Below are 15,291 nucleotides of genomic sequence, written 5' to 3'. Positions count from 1 at the left end.
TCAGAATGCGGTCTGGTAAGTAAGGATCAGCGTGTCACGGTCATGCAGGAAGCCCAACCCGGAGTATGCGTTGGCGCCTCCAATATTGCCGGTACGGCCATGACGTGCGGTATAGGCAAGATCAAACTGGTGCTTCATGGAGCCAGCGAAATACTCCAGGCGCGGGCCCAACTTGACCAGATAGGAATCCTCTGGTGGGATCCCTGCGTTCTGGGCAGCCGGGTTACCGTACAAGCCGTAGGTGGCGAAAATTGGGAAAGATACATCCAGGCTAGGCATTACCTGTTGCCAAACCGGTGTGAACGAAACACTTGCAGCCGCAGCATTGCGCGTCGAACAGCCACGCAGCAGCTCGTTATCTTCGCAGCGCCCTGCAACCGACCCACCCTCGCTGTCGCTGGCGTTGAAGAACGACTTGTTATCAGTCACTTTGACCAGATGCATGTAGTCAAACTGAGCAGCGACTGCGCCGCTGTCGAAGAATGCGTTTTTGTTGATGGTGAACACGCCGCTGAGCAAGGCATGCACGGTATCACCGCGAGCGCCGTCCAGGTTCGAAGGTTCCGGCTGGCCGATTGCGACAAAGGTCTGCCCGGTGGTGTTGAGTGGCATATTGGTCCGGTAGTTGACTTCGGCACCGATACTGACGGACTTATAAACGCCGTTCCAGGTCAGACCGTACAACTCGATATCCTTGGCGTACACAGCCCGGGCATAGGGCGCGGTAGGGGAGCTCACGATGACTTGGTTGGCCCAGCTGGCATACTTGTCGTCGAATTTCCGATACCACAGGCCGAAGCTGCTATCCATGCCCCAGCTCGGTGACCAGCGCAGGCCGACCGCGATATCACCATTGTCGCCTTCTTTCGCATCGCGACGCGCTACACCTGGCGCCAGGAAATCCGGCCCAAGCAGAGCACCATCGGACACGGCATAGTAAGTGCCGCCTTCCGATACCCGCGATGGCTCGAAATCGTAGGTGTACTGGAACATCAGAGAGAGTTCCGGAACCAGTTGCCAGGTGGTTGCAAACTGGCCAATGGGCAGTGACGTTTCCTTGGCCGAAGCGCCTGGGCTAAGGTCGCTCAGCAGCCCATCGTTTGGTGACATGGAGTAAGACACACTGCTGCCGTTGCCAAACAGGAACTCGCCTGGTAACCAGGCGAAGCTGCCCACCTTGGCATTGAGCTCGGTAGACCCGATATTGAAGTTGCCCCACACGAAGTAGTCACGAAACTCAGCCGATGGACCAGCGTAGTAGCGATCGACAACACTCGAGTAGCGGTTGTTGCGGTAGTTGGCCACGCCTTCGAGGCCTGGGGCGCTTTCGCTCTTGTCCGGGAAATTGTGGTCGTACCAGGCCGCGCCGCTCACCCGCAGACCGTACTTGTCCTGCCAGTTGAGGTCGAATTCGCTGAACAGATCGAGGCGCGACAGAAACACATCCCCTTTGTCGGCCAGGCGATTACCCTCGTCAAAGCTTGGGTTGTTTGCCAGATTATTATCGCGACCATCGACGCGCCAGCCTTGGTTGTAGCGCACCGTCGTGTCCAGGCTCATATTGAGGTCGGGGTTGCCGCTATCGATGCGCAAGGCGAACGCTTCATCGCTGGCCCCCATGGCCAGGCAAAGCCCAGCAAGCATCATCGGCGCTGCGGTGAGGGGGCGAGTAACTAGCATTTTCCTTTTGTCCATCTGAAGTGCCCTCTGAATTGTTGTTTTTGTTTTCATTCGAAGCGCAGTGGCGTAGAGGAGCTGCGCTCGTAAATCTGTGCAATACCAGGAGCTCTGCTTTTAACCCATGAGGCAGCTGGCTCATGACAAGCGCTCTGACTTCCGGTCCCGCGGCTGCATCCTTGTCGGCACGCAAACGGCTTTTCTTGAATCATGTTCACATACACGCACACCATTTATATGAGCAACCCGGGAGCAGTGCAAGTCCTCCCGAGTGATTGTGCGTGCTAATTTCATACGGTCGTTTCAATTGGAGTGAGGCACCTCAACGGAGGCGCTCTGTGCGCTTGCCATGTTTCAAAGAAAGGTAATATGCTGAACGCCGTTCGTAATCGTGAATACGTGGGGGTTGCGTTATGCCACAGTCCAAGGTGCATAGAGAATGCCTGGGTCCGGTCGCACTCCTGACACTGGACGGGCCTCCAGTCAACGCGTTCAACCTGGGTATGCGCCGTGAGCTACACGATGCGCTGCAATGGACCGGCGCGGATCGGCAAGTGAAGGCGGTGGTCATCACCGGTAGCGGGCGAGGTTTTAGTGCAGGGGGCGATATTCGGGAATTTGGTACGGCTGAGGCCGGTGCGCTACCCGGGCTTTCGAGCCACATCCACATAGCCATCGAACGCTCGCGCAAGCCTGTAATCGCGGTTGTGCAAGGTTTTGCCTTGGGCGGCGGCCTGGAGACCGTACTGGCGAGCCATTACCGCGTTGCCGAAACAGATGCATGGATCGGGCTGCCAGAAGTCGCTCTGGGTACGCTGCCATTGTCGGCCACACAGCGCCTGCCGCGCCTTTTGGGGCTTGTCCCCGCTGTGCGGTTGATGATCCAGGGGCAGCGAGAAAAGGTATCTGCGTTTTATCAGACAGCATTGTTTGATCGCGTTGTCGATTCGGGGCAAGGGGTCTCAAACGCCTGTGCCTGGGCAGCCGAGATGGCGGCTTCGCCATTGTGCTACGCCGATCTGAAAAGAAGGCTGGTGCGTACCCTGCCCATCCCAGGGAATGACCTGCAGCAGGATCTGATAGAGGCGAGGCAGTTATTGCAAGGCAGAACTGATGCCGCCTCACACGCGTTACTGCAAGCCGTGCAGGCGGCCGTCGATAGCCCAGACTTTGATACGGGGCTCGCTTGCGCTCGACGCTTGTACGACCAACTCATGTCCAGTGAAGCGCTGCTGCATGGCCGTGATCGATTTCTTGCCGGGGCGCCTGAAACAGGCGTCCTGGCAGACCACAAGGCCCAATAACAGAGGATTGGCTAGCGTGCCTATCGATGAAAAGCTACTTACTCAATGGATCGGTCGCCAGCAAACCCAGCGCGACCTGTTGACGTCGTTTCCTCTTGGCGCACTCGCAGCCGTACTGGATCATGAAGAGCACGCCTATGGTAGCGATGCTCAAGTGCCGCCGCTGTGGCATTGGCTCTATTTCCTGCCCTTGGCGCGGCAATCGAATGTTGGCGCCGACGGCCATCCACAGCGGGGTGGTTTCCTGCCCCCGGTTAGCCTGCCGAGGCGAATGTGGGCAGGGGGGCGGCTCAGTTTCAGTGGCCCGTTGCCGGTAGGCTCTGAGGTAGAGCGTATTACCACGATCACTGACGTAACGCACAAAGCTGGCCGCAGCGGAGAACTGGTGTTCGTCAAGCTGTTGCACGAGCTGTCAGTGGATGGCGAAGTTCGCGTGCGCGAAGAGCAAGATATCGTCTATCGCGATGCACCTGGCCCGGATGATCCGCCCCCAACGCCTCAGTCCGCACCGACAGGTGCACAGTGGATAAAAGAGATCGTGCCGGACCCGGTTCTGCTGTTCCGTTATTCGGCCTTGACCTTCAATGGCCACCGCATCCATTACGACCGCCCGTATGCCACTGAAGAAGAAGGCTACCCCGGGCTGGTAGTGCATGGCCCATTGATCGCCACGCTACTCATGAACCTGCTGCGCGAACAGGTACCGCTGGCACACGTCACCGCATTTTCCTTCCGCGCAATGCGCCCCGCGTTCGACCAGCGGCCGCTGCGCCTATGCGCTCGCGTTGAGGCTAACAGGGTGCATTTGTGGGCGGAAGATGAGCAGGGCTTCCTGTGCATGGACGCCCGAGCAGAACTCGACTGATGCAGCGGCGCAAACCGCTGTGCACCGACCTGATTTGGGTGCTGCTGTGGGCGCTGGTCATCGTCATGACGTTAATGGGCACGAGGTGAATATGCGTTCTTGTCTTTTCGTACCTGGAGACCGCCCAGAGCGGTTTGCCAAAGCCCTGGCGGCCGGTGCCGACAGGGTCATTCTTGACCTTGAGGATGCGGTGGCCCCAGGTAACAAAGGGGCTGCGCGGGAGCACATTGCAAGGGCGGTCGAGGAGGGCGCGCAGGTCATGGTCCGCATCAATAGCCAAGGCTCAGATGCGTTTGCCGAAGACCTGGAGTTGATCCGCCGCCTGCCCGTGAAGGCCGTCATGCTACCCAAGGCGGAATCTATCGAGCCTTTGCGCGCATTGGCCGCGGTTACCACCGCCCCCATCGTGCCGCTGATTGAAAGCGCGCTGGGTGTTTGGCAGGTGATGGACGTTGCCAGGGGGGTGAACGTAGAACGGCTAGCGTTCGGCTCGATTGATTTTCAGGCTGACGTCGGGTGTGCGCACACAGACGAAGCCCTGCTGTATTCGCGCTCGCAGATCGTCCTTGCATCCCGTGTGGCTGGCCTGCAAGCGCCGATTGACGGCGTGTCAGTCATACTCGATGACAGCCAGGTGATTGCTGCCGAGGCCAAGCGCAGTCGAGCACTGGGCTTTGCTGGCAAGCTCTGTATCCACCCGCGCCAAGTGCCCATAGTGAACCTGGCATTTACGCCCTCGAGTGAGGAGCTGGCCTGGGCACGTCGCGTAGTGGAAGCCAGCAGCCGATCTGCGGGTGCGGCAGTTTCAGTCGATGGCGCCATGGTCGACCTGCCGGTGCTTGTCAGGGCACGCAGTCTGCTGGCAGTCGTGGGAGAGGGCTGAAAACGCTCGCTCAGTACTGTGATGCTGGCAGCCGCACGACCAGACCATCCAGAGCGGGGCTGACAATGACCTGGCAAGTGAGGCGGCTGTTCTCGGTGACTTCCGAGGCACAGCTGAGCATGTCGTGCTCATACGCCAGAGCTTCAGGGATTTGTGCTGCCCAGTCTGCTTTGTCGATATAACCATGGCAGGTTGCACAACTGCAGTTGCCGCCGCAATCGCCGAGAATTCCGGGTACCCGATTGTTCAAGGCAACTTGCATCAGGGACTGGCCGACCTCGGCTTCAACGTGCTGTTCGCTGCCATCGTGCTGAATAAAGATGATCGTAGGCATTCTTGTTCTCTCGCCGCCTCTTGGCTGGGGCCGGTCAATCCATGGCACCGACACCGTTGTGAAATGTGTGTGACACAGATATGTTATTTGGAACGTCGTTAGAAATACTGAACGACGACGCAGGCCGCTGTCAAACCGGCGCGATCGCGGCCTGCCCTCATTACTACCCACTGTGCAGGAATTTTCAATGACGCAGAATAATGCTTTCCGTCTCGATGATCGTATTGCCGTAGTAACGGGAGGCGGTGCAGGCATCGGCCGCGGCATCGCCGAAACCTTTGCCCTCGCTGGCGCACGTGTGATCGTGGCAGATCTGGACGCAGCTGCAGCGCAACTGACCGCAGACGCTATCACCGAAGCGGGCGGGCAGGCGCATGCAGTGGCCGTCGACGTCTCAAATGAACATGAGGTGATCGCGCTCTTTGAGCAGGTGATCGGGCAACACGGCGGCCTGGACGTGCTGGTCAATAATGCGGCGATCTTTCCCAAAAAACCATTTCTGGAGGTCGATACGGCATTCTGGGATAGCCTGCAGGCCGTCAATCTGCGTGGGACATTCCTGTGCCTGCGCGAAGCGATCCGCCATATGAAGGCGGGAAAAGGCGGCTCGATCGTGAATATTTCTTCGGTCTCGTCCATGCAGGCTGTGGTGCATCACAATGGCACCTACAACGCCACAAAGGCCGGGGTAAATAGCCTGACGCGCACCACGGCGCTCGAATTCGGCCCCGATGGAATCCGGGTGAATGCCGTGCTCCCAGGCGGGATCCCCACGCCTGGGGCGCGCACAGCATCGGCGGCCATTGAACTCAAGGGGCCAATAATGGGGGAAGGGCGCATCCCACTGGGAGGGATAGGTGATGTGCAGGATATTGCCAATGCAGCCTTGTTCTTGGCCAGCCCTGCATCACGTTACATCACTGGCCAACTATTGGCCGTAGACGGTGGGTTCCTGGTTAGCTGAGGGCGCCTGAAGGCGCGCGTCGTTCTTGTGGAGTACTCGGTACTGACTCGGACTGGTACCGGCATGCTCCTTGAACACCTTGCGGAAGGTCTGCACATCGCTGTATCCGCAGAGGGTGGCGATCTGCGCGATCGAGCGACTGGTACGCAATAGCAAGCCCTGTGCTGATTTGATTCGCAGTTGTCGAACGTACTCTTGTGGCGTGCTGCCAAGATGCCGCTGAAAATGCCGCAACACTGTCTGTTGGCTGACTGCCATGGCCTTGGCCAGCTCAGAAATGCGTACGTCCTGGGCGAATCTTTCTTCCAACCACAACTGGGCGTTCGCGGTGAGGGCGTCGTCAGCGAGATGGTCTTCAGCCGACTGATGCAAACTGGTCACATCGCTCAACCAACGGGCCAGTTCTGGCGTTGTAACATGCTCGATCAGTCGGGTGATCAACTGCATGTCCGCCGCCAGCCCACTACCAGTGATCACCCGGCCATGCTCGACCACGGCGCTGCGATGCTCGACGCGAATATTGGGGTAACGACGTCGGAAAAGTGGCAGAAGAGTACGTCCTATTGTTGCCGTACCGCCGCTTAGGAGCCCTGCTTCAGCCAAAATGAACACTGCTGAGCCGCTCGCTGAAATCAGCGCGCCGCCGGCGTGCTGGCGGATCAACCATTCACACAGGGTAGTGTGTTTGGCAAGCCAATCAGGGAGAGACAGCTGCTCGTCCAGGATGACAGCGGGCAAGTGAATCAGATCGAATTGCAAGCCGGCGTCCAGTCCGCCGTCGGAGGGCAGGGTGCGGCCTCCGGCTAATTTTGCGGCGCGGCCATCGGTTGTGAGCAAATGCACCCGGGTCTGCATGGTAATGGGTTGGCGCGTGCGATAAAGCTCCACGACTTGTCGGCCGATGAGCTCGAACGCATCGAGAAATACGCCCAGGCTGGAAAGGTATGCGCCTGTGATGCCTACTACTGCAAAGCCCGACATGGAGTGGTCCTTGGATCAGGAGAGCTGCTGCCGGAGTATGCCGCAAGCACGGTGTGAGGCGCACCCTTGGACGACTGGCAAGGGCTGGACTCATACAAATCGCGCAGGGTTCAAAACCGGGCCTGCCAGGTGCTGGCCTCCGTCGCCGTGCAGTGTTTCACCATTGACGAAGCAGCAGGCATCAGAAGCCAGGAACAACGCGGCACCACCCACGTCCTCGACTGGATCACCAAGGCGCCCCAGCGGCAGTTGCCCGATCATGAGGTCTATCACCCTGGGGCGTAAAGCATGGCAGTGTCGCACTTCGGGGGAATCGGCCAACGGTAGCAGCAGATTGGTGGTTATCTGATATCGCCCCCAATCCAAAGCGGCGGTGCGGGTCAGCCCGACAAGGCTCCAGGCCGCAGCGTTGTAAGCCGCCAGGCCTTCATTGATACCCTCTCCATAGCGGTGCCCAACGTTGATGATGCGCCCAGCGCCCGCCAATTGCATCGCTGGCACCGCGCACTGCATCGCGCAGATTGCTGCCTGCACACGTGCAAATGCCTCGTCGAATGCGGCGCGAGGCTGGTCTTCCAGAGGAGCAATGGTGGGTATTGGCAAGACGTTATTGATCAGCACATCCACACCGCTCAGCGCAGCGATAGCCATTTTCAAGGTGGCGCCGATCTGGCCGTCAAAGGCGGCGGCATACGCCAGCGCAGAACCGCCCTTGGCGCTAATGACCTCGGCGACCTCAGTGGCTGCGCTGAGCATGGGGTCCAGCACAGCGATTGAAGCTCCCTCGCGCGCCAAGCGGATGGCGATGCCGCGGCCAATGCTGTCGGCGCCCAGTACCAACACCTTTTTATCTTGCAAAGCGTTCATGGCGCGACCTTCTGGGCGGGTGATTCCAGGGCATGCAACTGAGGTAGGCCGAGCAGATTCTGACCGCCATCGATGAAAAGCGATTGCCCCGTGATAAAACGGCTAGCCTCACTGGCAAGCCCTAGCACTGCCGAACCTATGTCCTCTAGCGCCCGACCGTGCCGACGCATGGGTGTCTGCCGCGCGACGGCTTCGAGCTTTTGCATATCGTCGCCATAAAACGCTTGGTATGCGGCGCTCCAGCCGGAGGGCAGCACCGCATTTACCGTGATATTGTGCTGTCCCCACTCATTGGCGAGCGTGCGGGTCAGTCCTCGGATGGCTTCTTTGGTTGCGTTATAGGCCAAGCCGTAACGGCTGCCGTAGGCGCCATTCACGGATGCGAAGTTAATGACTCGACCGGCACCTGCCTGAATTAACCACGGCAGCGCGGCTTGCGCAGTCCAGAGCGAGGCGTACAGCCCGGAGCGAAGCGCCACATCGAGCAACCCATCATTGTCATCTGAGCAGGCATGGGCCAAAGGCGGAACCACTTGGGCATTATTAACCAGAATGTCGAGGCGCCCGAAGTGCGTAGCGGCTTCGCGGACCAGCGCTTGGGCCTGGTGTTTATGGCTCAGATCGGCCTGCAGGAAAATCGCTTGCGCACCGAGCTCGCGTAACGCCTGCGCGACTTTGTCTCCGCGCTCCCGTGAGCGCCCGTTGACGATCACCATTGCACCTTCCTGCGCGAAACGCTGGGCGATGCCTTCGCCCAACCCTTGGGTAGAGCCGGTGACCAATGCTACCTTTCCGCTTAGTCGAGTCATGCTGTTTCTCCGTCGTTCCCCATGCGCTAATCCCACCATGCCTACCCGGTCAGATTCGCATCGCCATCGATCCATTGCGCCAGCCGATCAGCGAGCTGCATATCCGCCAGCTCGACGAAATATCCCAGCTGGCTGACTGTGTCGAGGTGGATGATGGCGGGGTGGCCTTGGGCGTTGAGGTTGTCGATGGTCTCGAAGCAGACCTGCGCTCCCCCTGGCCGCTGCTCCAGATTGGACGTCGCATAACCCAGATGGAAAATGCCTTCCCCCCGACTCTCCAGCCATTCGGATGCGCTGCTCTGGCCGCTACCAGGCTCTACCATTTCCAGATAAAGATCGCCCCAGCGCGCGAACGCATTGCGGTTGGCAATCCGCTGTTCGATACCCCGGTAACGCCCGGTGTAATCAGTATCGAGCCGGCGAAAACGCCCGAGGCCGAACAGGGTTCGATAATGTTCCATGCTGGCTTCCAGATCGCGTACGACAACCCCGATCTGGTAGAGCTTTCCGTCGAATTCCATTGTGTTGATCCTTCGTTCAAACGGTGGAAAAGCGGCTGACTTCACATCAACGACCAATGCCTGTGCAGAACAGCCGTGTGTATTGTTCGATGATATGGGCCACGTCCTGTCCGGCATTGCGCTGCAGCCTCATGGCTGCGCAATGACACAGGTCGATCAGCGCGCGGACAGCCAGTGGGCAATCGATCGAGGTGTCTAACAAGCCCTGAGCACCTGCCTGTTCGAGCATTTCCTGGAGCAGCGTCCGATACTGGCGAGACTGGGCACTCACTGCCTCTTGCTGTTCCGCACTCAGGTATCGGCGTTGCTCTGCAAGCACAATCATGCAGTCCCGATGGGCATCCAGGTCATGAAGGTAAGCGTGGATAACTGCGTAGACCCTATCGGACAGCGAGGCGCTTGGCGTTTTGCTGATCTCCCGCAGGCGCGCAGTGGCCGTTTCAACTGCGTAAAGGCACACCGCATCCAATGCGGCTTCCTTGGTGGGAAAGTAGTAATACAAGCTGGCCTGTTTGAGCTCAAGCCGGTCGGCAATATCTTGGGTGCGGCACCCATGAAAGCCCTTTTCAGCAAAAACCGAGGCGGCGGCCATGAGGATTTCCAACCGGCGCTGTGTGAATTTGCCGGTGGTGGGCTTGATCGGCATCTGCAGTGTCCGCGCTCAAATTAAAAATGTCCTGCCAAGGTAAGCGACCCCTCTCCAGAAATTCAATAGTGCTATAGAAAATAATCGCTGAATGCCCTGCATGCGGGTTGACACATAAGCCGATGCTTATTCTTAATGCTGTACGGAATCCAAGTCCAAGGATACATAAGTAATGGCTTATGATGAAACGTTACGAGCGCTTGCTGATCCCAGCCGGCGAGCCCTCTATGAAAGCCTGGTGCGGGTGCCTGCCCATACCGCCGCGCTGGCCGAGGAATCACGCCTGAGCCAGCCGGCTGTATCGCAGCACCTGAAGGTGCTGCTAGAGGCTGGGTTGGTGTCTCAGCAGCGTGACGGACGGCGCACGTTGTATGCGGCAAGGCCCGGAGCATTGGACGACTTGATGAGCTACCTCGGGGGGCTGGCAGCAGCACCTGCCAGCGCCGAGCGCGGCCTACCGCACACGCTTGAAGCTGATGCAATCGCCTTGGCCGCGCTGCGTTGGGCGCGGGAGTGGCCGGGCCAGGATCCGAATGTCTACGCAGTGACCCAACGCTTGCTGTTGATGGGGCGCCATGTCGAACGGGCGCTGAAGGAAACCGCTGAGCGTCATGGCCTGCAAGGCAGTGAGCTGCTGCTGCTGGATGCGATCAATCTGACTCCTGGCCATAGCCTAACGCCTTCTCAATTGCAGATGCGGCTGGGGCTGACCAAGGGCGCGGTCACCAAACTGATGAACAACCTTGAACGTCTTGGGCTGATTTGCCGGTCCGCTTCCCAGCAGGACCGTCGTATCAGTCATGTTGCGTTGACCCCCAAGGCTCAGGGCATGCTGAAGACCATTCTCGACCACCACGAATACGGCGCCGACCATGCCGCCGCCAAGCGCCTGCCTGCCAACGGTCTGACCCAGCTGGCGCACCTGCTGCAACACTTTCACGGGTTGATGGAGGGTGAGTTGGCGCGGCGCGCTGCGTCAGGCAATTCTGAATAGCGTTCAAAAAAACTGTTGACGATAAATGTTTCCTGGTGAACTATTAGGTCAGGCGGTTGAGACCTGTCATCTAAAAGATGGGCGGTAGCAATGCCAAACGTACTCACCTACGGAGAATAATAATGAGATCAGCGGTGTTTCACGCAGCCGGAGAGCCCTTGGTGATCGAGACGCGTCCCGATCCCGCACCTGGCCCTGATGAAGTGGTCATGAAAGTTCACAGCTGCGGTATCTGCGGCACCGACCTTCATATGACCGAGGGGCATTCGCCCGGCTTTGACTACCCAGCCGGTACGGTCCCTGGGCATGAATATGCAGGCGAGGTGGTGGCGGTGGGGGCCGAGGTTCAGGGGCTGCAGATCGGCGACAGGATCAGTGCCTTGCCATTCACCGGTTGCGGCCATTGCCTGGCCTGCCAGCGCGGCAGCCCAAGCCATTGCGCAGCGTTCCGCGGGCTGGGTAGTGGCTTTAGCGAATATGTCGCAGTCAGCGAGCGCACCTCGATCAAGCTTCCAGACTCATTAACCTACGACGACGGTGCCCTGCTGGAGCCTATGGCAGTGGGCCTGCATGGTGCAGCCATGGCGGGCATAACGCCTGGCGCCACGGTACTGGTCCTGGGGGCTGGGCCTATTGGCCTGGCAGCCGCATTTTTTGCGCGCAAATTGGGCGCTGGCCGAGTCGTGGTCGCCGCCAATTCCACCCGCCGTCAGGCGCTGGCCCTGCAAATGGGCGCTGATGCATTCATCGCCCAAGGCCAGGGGCAGACGCTTGCTGCCGCGGCCACCGAGGCCTTCGGTGCAGCGCCAGACATCGTGCTCGAGTGCGCGGGCCAACCAGGCTGCATCAGCCAAGCCATCCAAGCCGTGAGCCGCGCTGGAACCGTGGTGGTGCTGGGCTTCTGTACCACAGCAGACAGCTTTGTGCCAGCGACAGCGGTATGGAAAGAAATCACGTTGCGTTTTTCCAACACATACACCGTGGGTGATTTCCAGTATGTGGCACAGGTGCTTGCGCGTGGGGCGCTGGAGCCGCGGGCAATGATCACCCAGCACGTTTCGTTGGACGAGGTGCCGTCCGTATTCGAAGCGCTGCGCACGCCCAGCGGACAATGCAAAGTCATGATTCATCCCTGGGCGTGAATCGTCGGCGGACCTGCTCCCGCTCTTTCATCCATCTATCCAGATGCGTTTCACCGGAGGTGACTGAATGAATGCTTCCCTGCAACCGTGGGCGAGCTACGTCGACCTGCTCAAAGCCGCCAGCGAAGTCGAACTACAGCTTTGGGACCCGCTTGACGAGCAACTGCGTGCCGAGCTGTATCGCCAATTCGCCATGAACCTGTCGCAAGGTTATTTTCTGTATTTTCAGGCGGACCCCGATTACCCCGACTGGGCACCTTTCGAGAACTCGGTGTTTCTTGCCCAGCCCAACCCCGACGCGGTCTATCACTTCAGCGCCGTCAGCGGCGAGGGGGTCTACCGCGTGTCAGGTAACAGAGGAAATGTGCCGGTGGCGGGCTTCGCGACAGGCAAGCACATGATCGGTATGGGCAACCCACCAGGTCCGGGCTTCAACAACTACGACCTTAACCAGCTGGACATCGCCGAGGACGGCAGTTTCGAGGTCATCTTCAGCAGCGAGCGGCCAGAAGGCTACCAGGGCGACTGGTTATACCTTCACCCAGAATCACGCTTCTTGCTGTTGCGCCAGTTTTCCTACGATTGGGGGAATGAGCGCGACGTCAAGGTGTGCATCGAGCGCCTGGGGGAGCAGCCGCTAAAACCACGTATGAGCGTGGCTACGATTGATCAGCAATTGCGGGATCTGTTTGGCGGTTACGTGAAGCGTCTGTCACAACTGTGCCAAGGGATCATCGCCAACAGCCGCAGCAACCGGCCGCCGCACGAGATGAAGCTGGTCACGTTTGCAGAGCTGGGTAATGGAGATGACTGGCCACAAGCCTATTACGAATGCACCTACGACTTACAGTCTGACGAGGCGCTGATTCTGGAAACCGAACTGCCGGAACGCTTGGTGTATTGGAACGTTCAGGTCGTCGATGCGTTGTGGAATCAGGTCGAACTCGTTCATCGCCAGAGCAGCCTCAACGGTCATCAAGCTCATGTGAATGGCGACGGGAAGTTCCGCGCAGTGCTGTCCGTGGAAGACCCAGGCGTTGCGAACTGGCTGGATACCGGCGGCAATCTCAAGGGCATGTTGATAGGACGGTGGTACCGTAGCAGCTCTCATCCCACGCCCATCCTGAAGAAAGTCAAACTCGCCGACCTGGATGAGCACCTGCCATTGGATACGTTGCGCGTCACCCCGGTGGAGCGCGGCGAGGCCCTGCGCGTGCGGCGCATCGGGGCGCAATTACGCCGGCGTTGGTAGGAGGCGGCCAGCATGGAACAACTCAATGGCAAGGTGGCGGTCGTGCTGGGTGCCTCCACTGATCCGGGCATGGGCAGCGCTATCGCCCGATTGTTCGCGGCGCATGGCGCCAAGGTTGTGGTCGCGGCCAGACGCATCGCACCACTTGAGCAACTGGCATGGGACATAGGCGGCAGTTGCCTGCCTTGCGACGTGACCTGTCAGGCTGACCTCGAGCGCCTGGCAGAGGTCACATTGCAACGCTACGGTCGGCTGGACATTGCCGTCAATGCTGCGGGCATCGGTTTGAGCAAGCCGTTTGCCGAAACCCGCGAGGAAGACCTGGACCAGGTTTATCGCACCGTTTTCAAAGGCTCGTTCCAGTTTTTGCAAAGCATGCTGAGAGCGATGTCCGACGGGGGGGCGGTGGTCATGCTGTCGTCGGCCATCGCCCGTATCGGCTTCCAGGACCAGGCGCTGTATGGCGCCTGCAAGGCCGCCGGCGAGCATGTGGTCCGGGCGGTCGCCGATGAGTACGGCGTACGCGGTATCCGTATCAACAGCATCGCCCCCGGCCTGACCGAGAGCGGAATGACCCAAGGCTTCACCGAAGTGCCCGGCGTGCGCCAGGCCTTCGAGCGGGCGTACCCGCTGGGCCGCTTGGGCACCGTGGACGATGTCGCCCAAGCCGCATTGTTCCTGGTCAGCGAGGGGTGCTTCATGACTGGCCAGACCTTGCAGGTGAATGGCGGCCTGACGCTGCGCCGCAATCCTACCTTTGCCGAAATCCAGGCAGCCATCGCTTCTGCCAGGCCCGGGTAGCTGCAGCGACTGCAATGTGGCGTCCGCCACTTTCTATCACTAGCTAACGAGATAACCATCGTGACGATATCCGCCAACTTCAAGGGCGCGGAGGGGCAGTTGCACGCCGCCGCCAGCGCCGCAACGGGTTTGACCGACTTTGGTGACCCTGCTGAATACCTGCCGGGCTTGCAGCGGCTGCTGGCTGCTCTGGATGACAATGGCCCGGTCTTCAAGCCAGGCGGCCGCGAGTTTGCCTGGAATCTGCTGGTCGGGATTCTGGTTTCGCGCTTGCTCAGCGAGGAGGGCTGGAAAACACATCCAGGATGCTTGCAGCATCGCGTAACGCGCCCGCTGATTGTGATCGGCATCCCACGCACGGGCACCACGGCACTGCACAAGTTGTTGTCGATGGACCCGCAATTCCAGGGGATGGAGCGCTGGCTCACTGCGTTCCCGATGCCGCGCCCGGAACGCCACACCTGGGCCGCGAACCCTTGGTACCAGGCTTGCGTGGCAGGCCTTGAACAGTTTTTTGCAGCGGCGCCACACATGCGTGCTGCCCACGACATGCGGGCCGATGACGTGGACGAGTGCCTGGAAGTGCTGAAGCAGAATTTTTGCAGCAACTTCTTCGGCTCCTCCCTCCGTGTACCCGATTACGACCGTTGGTGGCTGGAGCAGAGCGAGGCGAGCAGTTATCGGCGCCTGCGCAAGGTCATTCAGTTGATCGGCGCCAACAGCCCGGAGAAGACCTGGCTGTTGAAGAACCCTGGGCACGTGGCCCAGGTCGGCAACCTGCTGGACGTGTTTCCCGATGCTTGTGTGATCCAGACCCATCGCGCCCCGGCCAGCGCCCTGCCTTCGCTGTGCAGTGTACTTCGTGAGGCTCGCAGCATTCTGGAGGAGGGTGTCGATACGCGGGCCATCGGGGAACGAGAAGCCAGCTACTGGGGCGCGGCAGTCGAGGACGCACACCGCGCAAGGGCCAGGGCGCCCGGCCAGTTCCTGGACATCCTGCAACAGGACATCCAGCGCCAGCCGATGGCCGTGATCCAGACCATCTACCAGCACTTTGGCCTGACCTTAAGCGATCAAGCGCGCGCGCGGATGCTTGAGCGGATAAGCGCCGCGCCGGAAGCCCGACACGGTGAGCACCGCTATAGCGCTGAAACCTATGGCCTGGACCCAGACCGGGTCAATCAACGGTTCGCCCCCTATATCCAGCGCCAGGCCCTGGCCTGAGCTACTTCCTGTACTACAAGAGGTATC

General features: G+C 59.6%; 16 protein-coding genes. 9 read left to right on the top strand and 7 right to left on the bottom strand.

From position 1 onward, the window contains the following. A complete protein-coding gene (locus SB765_RS04000) occupies window positions 1-1,731 on the bottom strand; it encodes a DUF1302 domain-containing protein (protein ID WP_341798539.1) in 1,731 nt (576 codons plus the stop codon). 359 nt (window positions 1,732-2,090) lie between these two features. Here SB765_RS04000 and SB765_RS03995 point away from each other — a divergent pair, with 359 nt between their 5' ends. The 3 genes from SB765_RS03995 to SB765_RS03985 all read left to right on the top strand — a co-directional run bounded on the left by SB765_RS03995 (window position 2,091) and on the right by SB765_RS03985 (window position 4,729). Continuing rightward, entirely contained in the window at window positions 2,091-2,981 is an 891-nt protein-coding gene (locus tag SB765_RS03995; protein ID WP_410910259.1) for an enoyl-CoA hydratase/isomerase family protein, read from the top strand. Window positions 2,982-2,997: 16 nt separating this feature from the next. Continuing rightward, the gene (locus SB765_RS03990; RefSeq protein WP_410930968.1) at window positions 2,998-3,846 is read left to right on the top strand and encodes a MaoC family dehydratase N-terminal domain-containing protein; all 849 of its coding nucleotides are present in this window, start codon (window positions 2,998-3,000) and stop codon (window positions 3,844-3,846) included. 91 nt (window positions 3,847-3,937) lie between these two features. Next, window positions 3,938-4,729 (top strand): HpcH/HpaI aldolase/citrate lyase family protein, encoded by a 792-nt coding sequence (locus SB765_RS03985; protein WP_410910260.1) that lies wholly within the window; start codon window positions 3,938-3,940, stop codon window positions 4,727-4,729. Between the two features lie 10 nt (window positions 4,730-4,739). Here SB765_RS03985 and SB765_RS03980 read toward each other — a convergent pair whose 3' ends face one another. After that, window positions 4,740-5,063, bottom strand: a complete 324-nt coding sequence (locus tag SB765_RS03980) for a 2Fe-2S iron-sulfur cluster-binding protein (protein WP_410930967.1) — start codon at window positions 5,061-5,063, stop codon at window positions 4,740-4,742. Window positions 5,064-5,250: 187 nt separating this feature from the next. Between SB765_RS03980 and SB765_RS03975 the strand changes: the two genes are divergently transcribed. Further along, window positions 5,251-6,027 (top strand): SDR family NAD(P)-dependent oxidoreductase, encoded by a 777-nt coding sequence (locus tag SB765_RS03975; protein WP_410930966.1) that lies wholly within the window; start codon window positions 5,251-5,253, stop codon window positions 6,025-6,027. Here the strand turns inward: SB765_RS03975 and SB765_RS03970 are convergent. The 5 genes from SB765_RS03970 to SB765_RS03950 all read right to left on the bottom strand — a co-directional run bounded on the left by SB765_RS03970 (window position 5,992) and on the right by SB765_RS03950 (window position 9,851). Next, window positions 5,992-7,008, bottom strand: coding sequence for a GlxA family transcriptional regulator (locus SB765_RS03970; protein ID WP_341798545.1), 1,017 nt, complete (start codon window positions 7,006-7,008; stop codon window positions 5,992-5,994). The two genes, SB765_RS03975 and SB765_RS03970, sit on opposite strands and share 36 nt — an antisense overlap. A gap of 90 nt (window positions 7,009-7,098) precedes the next feature. Next, window positions 7,099-7,875: an SDR family NAD(P)-dependent oxidoreductase gene (locus tag SB765_RS03965; protein WP_341798546.1), complete on the bottom strand. Its 777-nt coding sequence runs from the start codon at window positions 7,873-7,875 to the stop codon at window positions 7,099-7,101. Then, on the bottom strand, window positions 7,872-8,684 hold the full coding sequence (locus SB765_RS03960; RefSeq protein ID WP_341798547.1) for an SDR family NAD(P)-dependent oxidoreductase: 813 nt from the start codon (window positions 8,682-8,684) through the stop codon (window positions 7,872-7,874). Before SB765_RS03960 ends, SB765_RS03965 begins: the two co-directional genes overlap by 4 nt. 41 nt (window positions 8,685-8,725) lie before the next feature. Continuing rightward, complete coding sequence (locus SB765_RS03955; protein WP_410910263.1) at window positions 8,726-9,205, bottom strand: VOC family protein; 480 nt, start codon at window positions 9,203-9,205, stop codon at window positions 8,726-8,728. Between the two features lie 46 nt (window positions 9,206-9,251). Then, window positions 9,252-9,851, bottom strand: coding sequence for a TetR/AcrR family transcriptional regulator (locus tag SB765_RS03950; RefSeq protein WP_341798549.1), 600 nt, complete (start codon window positions 9,849-9,851; stop codon window positions 9,252-9,254). A gap of 172 nt (window positions 9,852-10,023) precedes the next feature. On the opposite strand from SB765_RS03950, the gene SB765_RS03945 reads away from it, so the two are divergent. The 5 genes from SB765_RS03945 to SB765_RS03925 all read left to right on the top strand — a co-directional run bounded on the left by SB765_RS03945 (window position 10,024) and on the right by SB765_RS03925 (window position 15,264). Next, entirely contained in the window at window positions 10,024-10,845 is an 822-nt protein-coding gene (locus tag SB765_RS03945) for a metalloregulator ArsR/SmtB family transcription factor (RefSeq protein WP_341798550.1), read from the top strand. 77 nt (window positions 10,846-10,922) lie between these two features. Beyond that, on the top strand, window positions 10,923-11,987 hold the full coding sequence (locus SB765_RS03940; RefSeq protein WP_410930965.1) for a zinc-dependent alcohol dehydrogenase: 1,065 nt from the start codon (window positions 10,923-10,925) through the stop codon (window positions 11,985-11,987). Window positions 11,988-12,054: 67 nt separating this feature from the next. Next, the gene (locus tag SB765_RS03935) at window positions 12,055-13,239 is read left to right on the top strand and encodes a DUF1214 domain-containing protein (RefSeq protein WP_410930964.1); all 1,185 of its coding nucleotides are present in this window, start codon (window positions 12,055-12,057) and stop codon (window positions 13,237-13,239) included. A gap of 12 nt (window positions 13,240-13,251) precedes the next feature. Further along, the gene (locus SB765_RS03930; protein ID WP_341798553.1) at window positions 13,252-14,040 is read left to right on the top strand and encodes an SDR family NAD(P)-dependent oxidoreductase; all 789 of its coding nucleotides are present in this window, start codon (window positions 13,252-13,254) and stop codon (window positions 14,038-14,040) included. A 60-nt stretch (window positions 14,041-14,100) separates the two neighbouring features. Beyond that, the gene (locus SB765_RS03925) at window positions 14,101-15,264 is read left to right on the top strand and encodes a sulfotransferase family protein (RefSeq protein ID WP_341798554.1); all 1,164 of its coding nucleotides are present in this window, start codon (window positions 14,101-14,103) and stop codon (window positions 15,262-15,264) included. Window positions 15,265-15,291: the final 27 nt, after the last annotated feature.

The sequence above is a fragment of the Pseudomonas sp. SIMBA_067 genome (assembly GCF_046534675.1).
In the GTDB taxonomy this organism is placed as follows: Bacteria; Pseudomonadota; Gammaproteobacteria; order Pseudomonadales; family Pseudomonadaceae; genus Aquipseudomonas; species Aquipseudomonas putida.
This window is presented reverse-complemented; position numbering and strand designations above follow the sequence as displayed.